The sequence below is a fragment of the Sphingomonas aracearum genome (genome assembly GCF_003345355.1).
Classification (GTDB): Bacteria; Pseudomonadota; Alphaproteobacteria; order Sphingomonadales; family Sphingomonadaceae; genus Sphingomonas; species Sphingomonas aracearum.
On record NZ_QQNB01000001.1, the window covers coordinates 451,802 to 466,915 of the forward strand.

The 15,114-nt window shown below is 68.0% G+C and carries 18 protein-coding genes; 11 read left to right on the top strand and 7 right to left on the bottom strand.

Going from position 1 to position 15,114, the window contains the following annotated elements; genetic code table 11:
- Positions 1–15 precede the first annotated feature (15 nt).
- Entirely contained in the window at positions 16–1,428 is a 1,413-nt protein-coding gene (astD, locus tag DVW87_RS02230) for a succinylglutamate-semialdehyde dehydrogenase (protein ID WP_114686132.1), read from the top strand.
- On the opposite strand, the gene DVW87_RS02235 is transcribed toward astD, so the two are convergent.
- The gene (locus DVW87_RS02235; RefSeq protein ID WP_114686133.1) at positions 1,429–2,151 is read right to left on the bottom strand and encodes a TonB family protein; all 723 of its coding nucleotides are present in this window, start codon (positions 2,149–2,151) and stop codon (positions 1,429–1,431) included.
- Between the two features lie 109 nt (positions 2,152–2,260).
- Between DVW87_RS02235 and cobA the strand changes: the two genes are divergently transcribed.
- Genes cobA through DVW87_RS02260 form a run of 5 tightly spaced genes read left to right on the top strand, consistent with a single transcriptional unit; the run spans position 2,261 to position 6,170 of the window.
- Positions 2,261–3,049, top strand: coding sequence for a uroporphyrinogen-III C-methyltransferase (gene cobA, locus DVW87_RS02240; protein ID WP_114687011.1), 789 nt, complete (start codon positions 2,261–2,263; stop codon positions 3,047–3,049).
- Entirely contained in the window at positions 3,046–3,342 is a 297-nt protein-coding gene (locus tag DVW87_RS02245) for a DUF2849 domain-containing protein (protein ID WP_114686134.1), read from the top strand. Before cobA ends, DVW87_RS02245 begins: the two co-directional genes overlap by 4 nt.
- Complete coding sequence (locus tag DVW87_RS02250) at positions 3,343–4,971, top strand: nitrite/sulfite reductase (RefSeq protein ID WP_114686135.1); 1,629 nt, start codon at positions 3,343–3,345, stop codon at positions 4,969–4,971.
- Positions 4,964–5,422: a DUF934 domain-containing protein gene (locus DVW87_RS02255; RefSeq protein ID WP_114686136.1), complete on the top strand. Its 459-nt coding sequence runs from the start codon at positions 4,964–4,966 to the stop codon at positions 5,420–5,422. Before DVW87_RS02250 ends, DVW87_RS02255 begins: the two co-directional genes overlap by 8 nt.
- The gene (locus DVW87_RS02260; protein WP_114686137.1) at positions 5,415–6,170 is read left to right on the top strand and encodes a phosphoadenylyl-sulfate reductase; all 756 of its coding nucleotides are present in this window, start codon (positions 5,415–5,417) and stop codon (positions 6,168–6,170) included. Before DVW87_RS02255 ends, DVW87_RS02260 begins: the two co-directional genes overlap by 8 nt.
- A gap of 17 nt (positions 6,171–6,187) precedes the next feature.
- Here the strand turns inward: DVW87_RS02260 and DVW87_RS02265 are convergent, their stop codons facing one another.
- Positions 6,188–6,544 (bottom strand): hypothetical protein, encoded by a 357-nt coding sequence (locus DVW87_RS02265; protein WP_147276183.1) that lies wholly within the window; start codon positions 6,542–6,544, stop codon positions 6,188–6,190.
- A 132-nt stretch (positions 6,545–6,676) separates the two neighbouring features.
- Between DVW87_RS02265 and DVW87_RS02270 the strand changes: the two genes are divergently transcribed.
- On the top strand, positions 6,677–8,134 hold the full coding sequence (locus DVW87_RS02270; RefSeq protein WP_114686139.1) for a DUF4403 family protein: 1,458 nt from the start codon (positions 6,677–6,679) through the stop codon (positions 8,132–8,134).
- Positions 8,131–8,670, top strand: coding sequence for a putative antibiotic biosynthesis monooxygenase (locus tag DVW87_RS02275; RefSeq protein WP_114686140.1), 540 nt, complete (start codon positions 8,131–8,133; stop codon positions 8,668–8,670). Before DVW87_RS02270 ends, DVW87_RS02275 begins: the two co-directional genes overlap by 4 nt.
- Positions 8,671–8,679: 9 nt before the next feature.
- On the opposite strand, the gene DVW87_RS02280 is transcribed toward DVW87_RS02275, so the two are convergent.
- Entirely contained in the window at positions 8,680–10,170 is a 1,491-nt protein-coding gene (locus tag DVW87_RS02280) for a replicative DNA helicase (RefSeq protein ID WP_114686141.1), read from the bottom strand.
- Positions 10,171–10,268: 98 nt separating this feature from the next.
- Here DVW87_RS02280 and DVW87_RS02285 point away from each other — a divergent pair, with 98 nt between their 5' ends.
- The 3 genes from DVW87_RS02285 (at position 10,269) to dcd (ending at position 11,867) form a co-directional block, all read left to right on the top strand.
- A complete protein-coding gene (locus DVW87_RS02285; RefSeq protein WP_114686142.1) occupies positions 10,269–10,751 on the top strand; it encodes a UPF0262 family protein in 483 nt (160 codons plus the stop codon).
- 5 nt (positions 10,752–10,756) lie between these two features.
- On the top strand, positions 10,757–11,218 hold the full coding sequence (locus tag DVW87_RS02290) for a cytidine deaminase (protein ID WP_114686143.1): 462 nt from the start codon (positions 10,757–10,759) through the stop codon (positions 11,216–11,218).
- Between the two features lie 94 nt (positions 11,219–11,312).
- Positions 11,313–11,867 carry a dCTP deaminase gene (gene dcd, locus DVW87_RS02295; RefSeq protein WP_114686144.1) on the top strand — a complete coding sequence of 185 codons (555 nt, stop codon included), beginning with the start codon at positions 11,313–11,315 and terminating at the stop codon, positions 11,865–11,867.
- A 184-nt stretch (positions 11,868–12,051) separates the two neighbouring features.
- On the opposite strand, the gene DVW87_RS17950 is transcribed toward dcd, so the two are convergent.
- From DVW87_RS17950 to DVW87_RS02315, 4 genes are all read right to left on the bottom strand, one after another.
- The gene (locus DVW87_RS17950) at positions 12,052–12,405 is read right to left on the bottom strand and encodes a tetratricopeptide repeat protein (protein ID WP_181814682.1); all 354 of its coding nucleotides are present in this window, start codon (positions 12,403–12,405) and stop codon (positions 12,052–12,054) included.
- Between the two features lie 835 nt (positions 12,406–13,240).
- On the bottom strand, positions 13,241–13,669 hold the full coding sequence (locus DVW87_RS02305) for an ExbD/TolR family protein (RefSeq protein ID WP_114686146.1): 429 nt from the start codon (positions 13,667–13,669) through the stop codon (positions 13,241–13,243).
- Between the two features lie 43 nt (positions 13,670–13,712).
- Entirely contained in the window at positions 13,713–14,195 is a 483-nt protein-coding gene (locus DVW87_RS02310) for an ExbD/TolR family protein (RefSeq protein WP_114686147.1), read from the bottom strand.
- Positions 14,196–14,291: 96 nt separating this feature from the next.
- On the bottom strand, positions 14,292–15,095 hold the full coding sequence (locus DVW87_RS02315; protein WP_114686148.1) for a MotA/TolQ/ExbB proton channel family protein: 804 nt from the start codon (positions 15,093–15,095) through the stop codon (positions 14,292–14,294).
- Positions 15,096–15,114: the final 19 nt, after the last annotated feature.

Consider the following 15,114-nt stretch of genomic DNA (forward strand, 5'->3'; position numbering starts at 1 on the left):
GGCCGCTAACCGACCTTGATGGCCGAGCTTGTCTCCTTTGAACCCGCGACCGGTGCCGAGCTGTGGCGCGGCGCGACCAGCGACGTGGATGCGGAAGTGGGGCTCGCCCGCGCAAGCTGGGCCGAATGGGCCGCCAAGCCGCTCGCCTATCGCATCGAGGCGCTGCGCCGATTCGCCAATGCCGTCCGCGCACACCATCAGGATTTCGCCGAGCTGATCGCCCGCGAGACGGGCAAGCCGCTGTGGGAGGCCAAGACCGAGGTCGACACGGTCATCGCCAAGGTCGACATATCGGTAAAGGCCTATGCCGAGCGAACGGCGCAGCGGCGGCAGGAGGAGGGCATGGGCGCGCGCATGGCGCTGCGGCACAAGCCGCACGGCGTGCTGGCGGTGCTCGGCCCGTATAACTTTCCGGCGCACCTGCCCAACGGCCACATCGTGCCTGCCCTGCTCGCCGGCAACGCCGTGGTGTTCAAGCCGTCGGAGAAGACGCCCGCGTCCGGCGAGATGCTGGTGCGCTGCTTTCACGAAAGCGGCATTCCGGAGGGTTGCGTTCGCCTGGTGATCGGCGGGCCGGCCGAGGGCAAGGCACTGGCGGCGCATGCCGGCATCGACGGCCTTCTGTTCACCGGCTCCGCGCCCACCGGCATCGCGCTCAACCGCCAGTTCGCCGAGCGGCCGGAAAAGATCCTGGCGCTCGAGATGGGCGGCAACAATCCGATCGTCGTATGGGATGCGCCGGACCTGCACACCGCCGCCACGCTCATCATCCAGTCGGCGTTCACGACGGCAGGCCAGCGCTGCACCGCGGCGCGCCGGCTGATCGTGGACCAGAAGCTGTACGATCCGCTGATCGGGGTGCTCAACGGCATGATCGGCCGCCTGATCGTCGACGAGCCCTTCGCCAAGCCGCAGCCGTTTCTCGGCCCGGTGATCGACAACGACACCGCGGACCGGCTCACCGAGAGTTTCCTGGAGCTGATGATGCGCGGCGGGCGCCCGATCCGGCACCTCGAACGGCCGGTGGCGGATCGCCCCTTCCTGGTGCCCGCGCTGATCGACACCACCGAGATGCGCGAGCGGCCCGATGTCGAACTGTTCGGCCCCATCCTCCAGGTGATCCGCACCGAAAGCTTCGACGGGGCGATCGCCGAGGCCAACAACACGCGCTACGGCCTGTCGGCTTCCCTCCTGAGCCAGGATCCGGCGCTCTACGACCGGTTCTGGGCCAATGCGCGCGCGGGCATCGTCAACTGGAACAAGCCAACCAACGGCGCCTCCTCCGGCATGCCGTTCGGCGGCATCGGCTGGTCGGGCAATCATCGCCCGAGCGCCTACTACGCCGCCGATTACTGCGCCTATCCGGTCGTGTCCGCCGAGGCGGAACAGGCGCGGGCGCAGATCGGCATCGGCCTGCGCGACCAGTAGCTAGCGCTCGAACCATTCCTGCGTGCCGTTCACCGTGGCCGGCACCGGGCGACCGGCCGCATCCCGCTCGGGGCGGAAGCGCAGCCGCTTGACGAGAAGCGGGCAGGTCCCCCGATCCAATGCCGCATCGCCGCTCGACCGGGTGACGGCGCAGCTCGTCAGCCGGCCGTTCACGCCGATCACGAAGCGCACGCCCACGGTGCCCGTGGCATCGCTGCCCTTCGCCTCGGCAGGCCAGTCACCATCGCGTATGCCCGCCACCTGCTCCCATGGGGTGCCGCCGCCGCCGCCGCCCGTGCCGTTGCCCTGTCCACCGCTGCCAAGCCCCTCGCCTTCGCCGCCCGCGCCGGTGCCCGGCCCCGCGACAGGCGCCGCGCCGGCCCGAGCCTCCGCGCCGGTGGAGGCGATCGTGGGCGCGAGCACCGGCGGCGGCGGCGGCACCACCTCGGGCTTCGGCGCGACGATCTCCTTCGGCTTCGCGCGCAGGTTCGGCGGCGCAGACGCCCCTTCCTTTCGCGGCGTTGCACGACGGGGCTGCGGTTCGGGGGCGGGCGGCGGCGGCTCGGGCGCGACCACAAAGGTCTTGAGCGTCTCGCTTGCCGCAGCCCCCACCCGCCCGCTTTGCCCGCTCAACACCCACAGCAGCGCCGCCGGGAGGGCAAGCGCCGCCGCCGCGGCAGGCAAGCGGGCACGGGAAGGAGCCTGGTAGCGCGTCGTGGTCATGCCCGCTCCTAACGCACAAGCCGGTGAACCGGTGCTGGCCAAGCCTTTCTTGTGGTTCGCCAAGCATCCTTCGGTTGCCGCGAGACGCTTGCTGGCGCATCTGCGGATCATGCCCAGCCTTCTCGATCCCGCCCAGCGCGGCCGCGTCATCCTGGTCGGTGCGGGCCCCGGCGATCCGGGCCTCCTCACCGTGCGCGCGGTGGAGGCGCTTCGCTCCGCCGACATCGTCGTTCATGACGGCCTGATCGACCCGCGCGTGCTCGATCTCGCCCCCGCCGCGGCGCAGCGCATCTCGGTGGCCAAGCGCCGCGCGCGCCACACGCTGCCGCAGGACGCGATCAACGCACTCATCGTCGCGCATGTGAAGACCGGCAGCGTCGTGGTGCGCCTCAAGGGCGGCGACCCGTTCATCTTCGGCCGCGGTGGCGAGGAAGTGGAAGCCGTACGCGCCGCCGGCCTGAAGGTGGAGGTGATTCCCGGCGTCTCCGCCGCCCTGGGCTGCGCGGCCGAGGCGATGCTGCCGCTCACCCATCGCGATCATTCCAGCGCGGTCAGCTTCGTGGCCGGCCAGTGCAAGGGCCTGTCCGAACAGGACTGGTCAGGGCTCGCTGGCCAGGGCCGCACGCTGGTCATCTACATGGGCGTCGCCACCGCCGCACAGATCGCCGACAAGCTGATGGCGGACGGTGTCGCGCCGGACATGCCGGTTGCGGTGCTGGAGAAAGGCACGCTGGCCGGCCACCGCGCGATCCGCACGTTGCTCGCCGATCTCGGCCCGATGGTGGAGCGCGAGCGCGTGGGAAGCCCGGCGATCATCGTGGTCGGCGAGGTGGTCGAGCTGTCCGACGCGGAGAACAAGCTCGCCGCCTGGGCGCGGGCGGCGGAGGCGCTGGCATGAAGCTGCTCACCGGAAACGATCTCGTCACCGGCGACGTGATCTGGTGGACCGGCTCCGGCTGGTCGCGCCATGTCGAGGAGGCGGGCGATGTCGGCGATCAGGGCGAGCCGATCGCCCTGGCAGAGGAAGGCGCGCGCCGGGTGAATGGTCCCGTCATCATCGACGCGACGATGACCCCGGACGGCCCCCGCCCCGCGCACATCAAGGATCGCATCCGCGCGCTCGGCCCCACCGTGCGGCCCGATTTGACTCTGAAGCCGGCCGATCCGAACGCCGGCAGCTGGGTGATCTGAATGTACAAATACGACGAATACGACCAGTCGATGGTCGATGCCCGCGTGGAGGAGTTCCGCGATCAGGTGCAGCGCCGGCTCGCCGGGCAGATGACCGAGGATCAGTTCAAGCCGCTGCGGCTGATGAACGGGCTCTACCTTCAGCTCCATGCCTATATGCTGCGCGTGGCGGTGCCCTATGGCACGCTGGACAGCCGCCAGATGCGGATGCTCGCACATGTCGCGCGCAAGTATGACCGCGGGTACGGCCATTTCACCACGCGGCAGAACATCCAGTTCAACTGGATCAAGCTCGCCGACACGCCGGACATCCTCGCCGAACTCGCTACCGTCGAGATGCACGCCATCCAGACGAGCGGCAACTGCATTCGCAACATCTCGTCGGACCAGTTCGCGGGTGCCGCCGCCGACGAGGTGACGGACCCGCGCCCCTGGGCCGAGCTGCTGCGTCAGTGGAGCACGTTCCACCCCGAGTTCACGTATCTGCCGCGCAAGTTCAAGATCGCGGTGATCGCCGCGCCCGAGGACCGCGCGGCGATGCGCCTGCACGATATCGGCATCGAGCTCACGGAGCGCGACGGCCGGCTCGGCGCGAAGATCTTCGTCGGCGGCGGCATGGGCCGCACGCCGATGATCTCCCACGAGATCCGCGACTTCATCGGCGCCGACGACCTGCTGAGCTATCTGGAGGCGTGCCTGCGCGTCTACAATCGCTACGGGCGGCGCGACAATATCTACAAGGCGCGGATCAAGATCCTGCTGCACGAGATCGGCGCGGACGAATATCGCCGTCAGGTGGAGGAGGAGTTCGTGGCGGTGAAGGCGCTCGGCCTCGATCCGCCTGCCGCCGAGCTGGAGCGGATCACCGCCATGTTCGCGCCGCCGCCGCTGACGGCCGAGCCTGTCGAACTGGACCGCAGCGATCCCGATTTCGCCGTCTGGCTTGACCAGAACGTGCGCCCGCACAAGCAGCCCGGCCATGCGATCGTCACGATCTCGCTGAAGCTGATCGGCGGCATCCCGGGCGATGCCTCCGCCGACCAGATCGACGTCATGGCCGATCTGGCCGAACGCTACAGCGCCGACGAGCTGCGGGTGACGCACGCCCAGAACATCGTCCTGCCGCACGTTGCGCAGGCCGACCTGCCCGCCATTTGGCAGGCGCTTACCGAGACGGGATTGGCCGAGGCGAACCTCGACCTCATCAGCGACATCATCGCTTGCCCCGGCCTTGATTACTGCGCGCTGGCCAATGCGCGTTCGATCCCCGTCGCGCAGAAGATCGCGACCCGCTTCGCCGATCTCGGCCGACAGCGCGAACTGGGCGAGCTGAAGCTGAAGATTTCCGGCTGCATCAATGCCTGTGGGCATCACCATGCAGGCCATATCGGCATCCTGGGCGTCGACCGGAAAGGCACGGAGAACTTCCAGCTCCTGCTCGGCGGGTCCGGCGCGGAAGATGTCAGCCTCGGCAAGATCACCGGTCCGGGCTTTTCGGAGGACGGCGTGGTGGATGCGATCGAGCGGGTCACCGACAAGTATCTGGAGGTGCGCGAAAGCGGCGAACGCTTCCTCGACACCTATCGCCGCGTCGGCATGGAGCCGTTCAAGGAAGCGATCTATGGCTGATCCCGACGCCACCGATACCGGCGGCGAGACGCTGCTGCGCTTGCGGACCGACGAGGTGCATGACGAGCCCGCGGTGACGCTGGACGCCTTTCTGGACGGCCAGACCAACGCCACCGCCGTGCGCCTGGAGGCGGGCGACGATGCGCGCGCGCTGCTGCCCCGGCTTGGACAGCTGGCATTGGTCGAGATAAGCTTTCCCACGTTCCGCGACGGCCGCGGCTATTCCTCGGCCCGCATCCTGCGCGAGGCGGGCTTTGCGGGCGAGTTGCGGGCAGCCGGGGATGTACTGGTCGACCAGCTTCCCCATATGCGTCGGTGCGGCTTTGACAGCTTCGCCCCGCAGGCGCCGATCGATCCCGACGTGCTGCGCGCCTCGTTGAGCCGCTACGACCATCATTATCAGCGCGCCGCGGATGCTGCGGTGCCGATCTGGAAACTGCGCCATGGGTGAGCCCGCCCGCATTCTCGACACCATCGATCTCCGGCTGTTCACCGCTGCGGACGCGGCCGACTACGAGGCCCGGTTCGCGGGCGTGCCGGCGCCGGCAATGCTCGCCGAGCTGCTGGTCGGCGAGCTGGCCGGGCATGTCGCTGCCGTCTCCTCCTTTGGGGCCGAGTCGGCGGTGCTGCTCCACATGGTCGCCCAGATCGACCGCGACGTGCCGGTGGTCTTCACCAACACGCAGAAGATGTTCGGCGAAACCCTGGCCTATCGCGATGAACTCGCCGAACGGCTGGGGTTTACCGACCTGCGCGTCTTCCGTCCCAATCCGCGCCTCCTCCGGGCGAAGGACGCAACGGGGCTGCGCTGGTCCTATGATCCCGATGGCTGCTGCGACCTGCGCAAGGTGGAGCCGCTGCGCCGTGCGCTCGCGCCGTTCGACGCATGGATTTCCGGCCGCAAGGGCTTTCAGTCCGGCACCCGTCGCGCGCTGCCCCGGTTCGAGGCGGATGAGGGCCGGTTGAAGATCAATCCCCTGGCCGATTGGGACAAGACCGCGCTCGACGCCTATTTCGCGGAGCATGACCTGCCGCGCCACCCGCTGGAGGCGGAAGGTTATGCCTCGATCGGCTGTGCGCCCTGCACGTCCAAGGTCAGGCCGGGCGAGGATCCTCGCGCCGGCCGCTGGCGGGGCTGGGACAAGACCGAATGCGGCATCCATGTCGCCCATCCGGCGGGCGAAGAACCGGTCGTGTGACGCTCTGCGGCGGGCGGCTACCTCTTGCCGCGCGCCAGCCCGACTTGATCCCGCAGCAGGCTGGCGCGCGCTTCCAGCTCCCGCGCCTCTGCGGTGGACAAGCCGTCGCTGCCGTAGCGATCGGCGCTCGCGGCGATGCGGTCGGTCCCGCGCCGCAACCGCCGTGCGTCGCGGCGGCTGAGTTGCCCGTTGTCGCGCCCGTCCTCGATGCGGTCGCGCACGTCGCCCAGGTCACGCCCGATCGGCGGCCTTGCCGGAGCGGGATCGAACGCGATGGGCGAGCGCGGAAGGTTCGGGGTGGTGCGCGGCGGGGCACGGAACTGCGCCGGCGCGGTGGTGGCGACGAAGAGGCAGGCAAGCACGAGACAGCGCATCGGAACGTCTCCCTTCTGACCGCAGGCATCGGGCATTGCGCCTGAACCGTACCCGAACGCATCCGAAACGAACGCGGATCGTTCCGGCCGCTTCGGGGTTCATCCTGCTCCATTCCCGGTGAAGGCTCGCCCTTGCGCCTCTTCGCATCCGCTATCCTCCTGACGCTTGCCGCCTGCAGCAAGCAGGGCGGCAACCCGGCGCCGCCCCGGGTCGATGGGCCTGCCGTCCTGCCGAGGCAGGTTTCGTCGATCGTGGTGCCCGTCTCCGCCCCGCTCGCCGATGTGGAAGCGGCACTGGAGCAGAGCGTGCCACGAACGCTGTGGAGGATCGATCGGTACGAGGAGAAATGCGTGCCGGCGCAGCGGGTGGACCTCGGCATCGCCAAGGTGAAGGTGCTGCCGACGCTTGGCTGCCGCATCACCGGCCAGGTCAGGCGCGGACGCATCCGCTTGTCGGGTCGCGGATCGCAGCTGGCCATCACCCTTCCCGTTTCCGCCACCATCGCGGCACGGGATGTCGGCGGTGTCGCCAGCAAGACGGCAACCGGCGCCGCGACGGTACGCGCCGTGGCGCGGCTGGGCATCGCGCCGAACTGGTCACCGACGGCAAACGTCGATCTCGCCTATGACTGGACGCAGCCGCCGGGCATCGACTTTCTTGGCCGGCGGATCGAGTTTGTCGGTCCCGCCGATCGCAAGCTGAAGGGCGTGCTGGCCGATCTCGAACGCGCACTCCCCGCCAAGCTTGCCGGACTGAACCTGCGCGGACGGCTGGCCGGGGTATGGCGTCAGGCCTTCACCTCCATCCAGTTGAACGGCGATCGCCCGCCAGCCTGGATGCGCATCACGCCGCAGCGGATCGGATTCGGCGGCTATCGCGTGACCGGTCGCACGGTGGAAATGACGATCGCCGCCGAGGCGCTGACCGAAACCTTTGTGGGCGATCGCCCGTCCGATCCCCGCCCCGCCCCCTTGCCCCCGCCCTCGCGCGGCGCCGCCAGGCCAGGACTGCGCTTCTTCATTCCGGTGCTCGCCGATTATCGGCAGCTGGAGCCGGTGGTCGAGCGGACGCTGGGCAAGCTTGCCGCCCGCGGCATTACCCTTTCGGGCATCGGACCGGTGGAAGCGGAATTCGGCAAGGTCACGGTTTATGCAACGGCGGGCGGACGCCTCGCCGTCGGCGTGAAGGCACGGGTGCGCGCGAAGGGCAGCAGCTGGGCCACGACCAAGGGCGAGGTATGGCTCTCCGCCGTCCCCTTCAACGCGCCCGGCAGCCAGTTGGTGGAAGCCCGCGACATCCGCTTCGCGACGCAGACGGACAGCACGGTCGTCAACCTGCTCAGCGCATTGTTCGCCAACGATGCGGTGCGCGCCAACATCGCGGGCGCGCTGCGTCATGATTTCGCGCCCGATTACCAGAAGGTCGTCGCGGCCGCCCGCCGCGCCATCGGGCAACGGCGGGAAGGCGACTTCCTGTTGTCGGCCGACATCACGTCGGTCACCAACGGCCGGGTTCAGGTAACGGGACAGGGCCTGTTCCTGCCGGTCAGGGCCGAAGGCGAAGCGCGCATCCGCTTCCACCCGCGGTGAGCGAGCCGGCGACCCATCTCGCCAGCTGCATCGTCAAGGCGAGCAGCGAAGATGCCTTTCGCGAGTGGGCGGATCGGCTCGAAAAGCAGGCGGCCACCTGCCCCGGCTTTCGCCAGACGCTCCGCCTCGAGCAGGCGGGCGGGCTGGTTCACCTGCTGACCATCTTCGACGATGCGGAGGCATTGCGGCGCTGGCAGGCACATCCGGCGACGCTCGCGCTGATGCGTGGCGGCCGGGCCCATGCCGCCATGCGCGAGGACACCGCGCAGGCGAGCGCCGCACGCTTTGCGCTCCCGGCCGAGGCGAGCGGGGCCAAGTGGCGCCGGTTCCTCGTCACCTGGCTGGCGGTGTTCCCGATCCTGCTGGTCCTGAACGGGCTGCTTCAGCTGCTCCCGGTCCGGTTGCCGATGTTCGCGCGCCTGGCGATCAGCTCGCCCTTGCTCACCGCGACGCTGACCTGGCTCGTCCTTCCCTGGGCCAACCGCCGGACGCGGGCCTGGCGACTGTCCGACGGCAGCGGCCGCCCGAGCACCTGACGCTGCGGATCAATAGCCCGCGTAATCGCTGAACCGGGTGATCGTCGGATCGAATTTCAGCACGACCTTGCCGGTGGCGCCGTGGCGCTGCTTGGCGACGATCAGCTCGGCCAGACCGTAGACCCGCTCCATGTCGGTGGCCCATTTCGCATGGTCCTCGAACACGCGGGCGTCATCGCCTTCCATCGGCCGCTTGGGCTCCCGCTGCGCCGTGTAATAGTCCTCGCGGAACACGAACCAGACCATGTCCGCGTCCTGCTCGATCGAGCCCGATTCGCGAAGGTCCGACAGCATCGGCCGCTTGTCCTCGCGGCTTTCCACCGCACGGCTGAGCTGGGAAAGCGCCAGCACCGGGACGTTGAGATCCTTGGCCAGCGTCTTGAGCCCGCGCGAGATCTCGGAGATTTCCTGCACGCGGTTCCCCTCGGACGACTTGCCCGACCCGGTCAGCAGCTGGAGATAGTCCACCACCACCAGCCCGATCTCGTTGCCATGCCGCCGCATCAGCCGGCGCACGCGCGTGTGCAGTGCGCTGATCGAGAGGCCGCCGGTATCGTCGATGAACAGCGGCAGGTTCTCCAGCTCCGCTGCCGCCGCCGCCAGCTGGTTGAACTCCGCCTTGCTGATCTTGCCCATACGCAGGGACTCGGAACTGATCCGCGACTGCTCGGCCAGGATGCGCGTCGCCAGCTGGTCGGCGCTCATTTCCAGGCTGAAAAAGGCGACCTTGGCGCCGACCGAGTCTGCGGGCTTGATGCCGTCCGCCATGTCCCGCATCCAGCGCCGCGCGGCGTTGAAGGCGATGTTGGTCGCCAGCGACGTCTTGCCCATGCCGGGGCGGCCGGCAAGGATCATGAGGTCGGAATGGTGCATGCCGCCGATCTTGGCGTTCACCGAATCGAGCCCGGTGGTCACGCCCGACAGGTTGCCGCCGGAGTTCAAGGCGCGCTCGGCCATCTTCACCGCCATGGTGGTGGCCTGGGCGAAGGTCTTGGTGGCGTTCTCCGAGCCGCCGTCCGCGGCGACCTTGAACAGCTCCTCCTCGGCCTGCTCGATCTGCGCGCGGGGGTTCACCTCCTCCGAGGTGTCCATCGCCCGGTCGACCAGGGTGCGGCCGACCGTCACCAGCGCCCGCAGCATGGCGAGGTCGTAGATCTGCGTGGCGAACTGCCGCGCACCGATCAGCCCGGCGCCGGAGCCGGTCAGCTGCGCCAGATACGCCGGGCCGCCAAGCTGGCGCATGCCCTCGTCTGCCTCGAACATCGGCCGCAGCGTGACAGGCGAGGCCAGCATGTCGTTGGAACGCAGCGTCTTGATCGCGGCGAAGATGCGCCCGTGCACCGGCTCGAAGAAATGGTCCGGCTCCAGCCGATCGACGATGTCGTCGGCCAGGCGATTGTCGATCATCATCGCGCCCAGCATCGCGGCCTCCGCCTCCACGTTCTGCGGCAGCGTCTTGGGTTCGGCGGGAGCCGGCGTCGGGAATAATGCGGTAGCCATCACGCCTCCTTGCACGCGGCGCCCGCCGCTTCGCAACCGGATTGCGACGGCGCGAGCTGTGGATTGCGTGGGAGCGGGCGGGCAAGGTAGAGCCGGGCATGGCCGACCCGCGGATCATCGACGTCCAGCTGGACGAGCGCACCATCCTGTGGCGCTCCGCGGACATCGAACAGGAGCGGCGGATCGCCATCTTCGACCTGATCGAGGGCAACCATTTCGCACCCCAGCGCGCCTATCCGGACGGGTACCAGGGGCCGTATCGCATCGCGCTGTCTGTCGAGGAGGGGCGGCTGGCGCTCGACATCAAGCGCGCGGACGACACGCACCTCGAAACCTATATCCTCGCCATGGGTCGTTTCCGGCGCCCGATCCGCGACTATTTCGCCATCTGCGACAGCTATTACCAGGCCATCCGCCAGGCCAGCCCGCAGCAGATCGAGACGATCGACATGGCGCGCCGCGGCATCCACAACCAGGCCGCCGAACTGCTCCAGGAGCGGTTCGCGGGCAAGATCGAGATCGACTTCAACACTGCGCGCCGATTGTTCACCCTCATCTGCGTGCTGCACATCAAGCAATAGGCCCCATGGACGATACCCCCGCACACCTCATCCAGCGCGCCCGCGAGGCTTCTCGCCACGCCCACGCACCCTATTCCCGCTTCGCCGTTGGGGCCGCCGTGCTGCTGGCCGACGGCAGCGTGGTGACCGGCGCCAATTTCGAGAATGCCAGCTATGGCCTGTCGCTGTGCGCGGAAACGGTGGCGCTGGCGACCGTCTCCGCGCAGGGCCGACTCGCCGACGTGGTCGCGATCGGCGTGATCGGCGGCGGCATGGACGCGGATGGCAGGGCGACCGGCGAAACGCCGGTGCTGCCCTGCGGCCGCTGTCGGCAGGTCATCAACGAAGCGGCGCAGATCGCCGGGCGTGATGTCGCGGTGCATTGCGGATCCGCCGAGGGCACCGCGATGCGGAGCTTCACCGTGTCCGAGCTGCTGCCGCACGCATTCGGGCCTGCCGATCTCGGCATCGCTCCGCGGGGCCGCTGAGCCACTCGATCGCGGCGGCAACCGCCAAACCCTCGGCCAGATTGTTGCCGATCCGCGTGCCGCCGGGTACCGGGGGCGTCAAGGGGAGCATAGCATGTCCATCCAATCCGACCGCTGGATCCGCGAGCAGGCGCAAACGGCCGGGATGATCGAACCGTTCGTCGAAGCGCAGCGGCGCGACGGCTGCATCTCGTACGGGCTGTCCTCCTACGGCTATGACGCGCGCGTTGCCGACGAGTTCAAGATCTTCACCAATGTCGACAGCGCCGTGGTCGATCCGAAGGACTTTGCGGCGAACAGCTTTGTCGATCGCAAGACCGACATCTGCATCATCCCGCCCAACAGCTTCGTTCTTGCGCACACGGTGGAATATTTCCGCGTGCCGCGCGACGTTCTCGTCATCTGCCTCGGCAAGTCGACCTATGCGCGGTGCGGCATCATCGTGAACGTCACCCCGCTGGAGCCCGGCTGGGAGGGACATGTCACGCTGGAATTCTCCAACACCACGCCCCTGCCCGCGAAGATCTACGCCAATGAAGGCGCCTGCCAGTTTCTGTTCCTCAAGGGCGAGGAAGCGTGCGAGGTGAGCTACGCCGATCGCGCGGGCAAATATATGCACCAGCGCGGCGTGACGTTGCCCCGGCTCTAGCCGGGACGAACCGGTCGGGGCGGAGCGCCCGCCCCTTCTGAGGGCCATTTCCGTACCAGCGACAGGTGCCACCTGAAGGCACGCCCGCGCCTGCCGGGTCGGGAGCTTTCGCCGGCGTCAGTCGAGGGTTCGGGATCGGCGCGAACCTCGTGACGCCGGCGAGTCCCCGCCCGGAATGCTGGTGTCAGCGCGAGGCGAGGTTCAGCGGCTGCAGCCGCTGCAAGCCCGATTGTGCCAATGCATGTGCCCGCAGCACGTCGCCGCCTCCGACCGCCAGACGCTCATCCGGCGCCGCCAGAACCTGCTGGTAGAGCGCGCGGGCACGATCCGCACGATCGGTGCGGGCGTAAACAGTTGCCAGGTTCAGCAGCAGCTCCGGATCGTTCGCGTCCACCTTCAACGAGCGCACAAGCACACGCTCGGCCGCCGGGTAATCACCCTGCGCGATCTGCGCCGCTCCGTTGTGATCGCCGCCTACCTGCGCTGCAACCGGGGCCGAAAGGGCCAGCAGCATGCCGGCCAATGCCAGTTTCGTCACCTCATCCTCCTCTCGCGCTTCGCCGCGCGTTACATTTCGATGACAGTGTTGTTTCACTTCGAAGACAGTCGCGCAAGCGCTTTCGTGCAGGTCGCTCCTGGTAGGCCAACGAAAGCATGGGGGACCAATGGGCCGACCGATCGCAGTACCCGCACAGAGCGACGGAGGAGGGTAACGTCTCTCACCATACCCGTTGAGCGCGAACCTGTGCGAGCGACTCACCAGCGGGGTTGTGGCGACTTGGCGTTTCGGCGCGGACGGGAAGGAACCGGGGGTCACTTCGAACATCCGGTGACATTCGGAGACGCCAAACCCCTCACGTGAGCGCAGCCGGTCAATGTCTACGTGTCGCGACCAAGATCGGGGCGACCACGCGCGTCATGTTGATTACAGCCGCGCCGGGGCAACGCATGGAAACGGGACATCATGCCTGCCGGCGCCAACCTCGATGCGGGTCATCGCTGCGTTGACCGCGCACAGAGGGCCACGGCCGGCCGCTTGCAGAGCCTTCCCGCTCAGGCGCCGCAAGGTGGCGCGAGGTGCCGTCAGGTGCCGTCAGGTTCAAGCCCGCAAGCCGCCGCGCAATGCAGTTCCTCGTATTTTACCGGGAGATCGGGCGGCCGCGGCTGCGCGGCTTTCTCGCACGCTAGACCCGGCGGCCTGTCGGGCAGCGAAGGTGCGCCTCGGCAGCACCGACGCAGCCACATGGCGGCGAGCGAGCTTGCTCGATGTGCTCCGATGCTCGCGCTTTGAAGGGCAACGCTACACCCATCAGGAACGCAAAAGGGCGGCGCCTCACGGCACCGCCCCTCTTTTACGCGTCCGACCGAACCGATCAGAAGTCGTTGCGATACTGCTCGTTGCCGATGAAGCCGAGCTTGCCGATGCCCGAGCGCTTCACCACCGCCAGGATCTCGTCCACACGAGCGTAGCGCGCGGCGGGATCGGGCTGGAAATGGAGTTCCGGCTCCGGATCGATCTGCTTGGTCTGCTCCAGGTACTGGGTGAGCGTGACCTCGTCCACCGGGCTGCCGTTCCAGGTCACCTGGCCGTCGGCAGAGATGAACAGCTTGTTCTTGATCGGATCCACCACCTTGGCCGGCGGGTTCGGATTGTTGACGGGAAGGTCGGCCTTCACCGCATGCGTCTGAACCGGGATGGTGATGATGAACATGATAAGCAGCACGAGCATGACGTCGATCAACGGCGTCGTGTTCAGGTCGCTCATCGGCTCGCCGTCTTCGGTGCCGCCACTCATTGCCATGTCAAATTACTCCTGATTCGCCCAACTCGGTCGCCACACCGGATCACATCCGGGTGACGCCCTCGCCGGCCGGCGGCTCGGAAATGAAGCCGACGCGGGCGAAGCCGGCGCTCTGCATCGTGAAGATCGTCGCGCCAATGCACTTGTACGGCGTGTTCACGTCGCCGCGGATATGTGCCTCGGGCAGCTGATCCGGCGTGATGTTGTTGCCCAGGCGAGCAATCTCCGCCTTGAGCTTGTCCACCGCGCGGTTGAGCAGCTCGGTGTGGTTCACCCGGGTGAGATTCCAGTAGACTTGGCACTCGCCGCCGGGACCGCCCTGCACGGAGAGGGAAACGTTCTCGGGCTTGGTGGTCGTCGGCTCGTAGCGCACGTCCGGGATCTTGATGCCCTTGACCTGCTGCACCACGACCGGGATCGCGATCAGGAAGATGATGAGCAGCACCAGCATGACGTCCACGAGAGGCGTCGTATTGATGTCCGACATCGGCTTTTCGGCGGAGTCGCCGCCAACACTCATTGCCATGAAGGGCTATCCTCGTCTCGTCATGCCGCCGGATCTTGCCCGGCGGTCGGGAAGGAACGCGGCACCGTGCCGCGCTCCACCCCATCTTGTCGTGCCTTACGCCTTGGTCTGCACGCCACCGGTCTGACCGGCGGTGGTGCTGCCACCCGGCTTGGCCGGCGAGGCAACGGCCGGCTTCGGCGCAACCTTGCCCGGCAGCGACGGACGAACGGCGCCGCCCGAAGCGAGGTAGCCGAGCACGTCGTTCGAGAAGGCCGAGAGGTCCTCCGCGATGCCCTTGTTGCGGCGCTGCAGCCAGTTGTAGGCAAGCACCGCCGGAACCGCCACGGCCAAGCCGAGCGCGGTCATGATGAGCGCCTCGCCGACCGGACCGGCGACCGCGTCGATCGATGCCTGACCGGCCGAACCGATCTTGATGAGCGCGCGGTAGATGCCGATCACGGTGCCGAACAGGCCGATGAACGGCGAGGTCGCGCCCACGGTGGCGAGGAACGCCAGGCCCGCGCCCAGCTTCGAGTTGATGGCCGCTTCCGAGCGGGCCAACGATCCGTGCAGCCAGTCATGCGCCTCGACCGGGTCGGTCAGCTGGGCGTGCTGGTCCTGCGCCTGCAGGCCGTCGTCGACGATCTGCTTGTAGGCCGAGTTCTTCTCCAGCTTGGCCGACGCCTCGCGCAGCGAGTTCGAGGACCAGAAGCCCTGGCGGATACGCTTGGCCTGGTTGATCACCTTCTGCTGCTCGAACAGCTTGGTGAACAGGATGTAGAAGGAGACGATCGACATCAGGCAGAGGATGCCGAACACCGTCTGCGAGATGATGCCGCCTTCGCGGAGCGCCGGGCCGATGCCGTACGGGCTTTCGCCGGGGGCGGCGCCCGCAGCAGCAAGAAGAGTGATGATCATTGCGGTTAGTCCCTCTCGA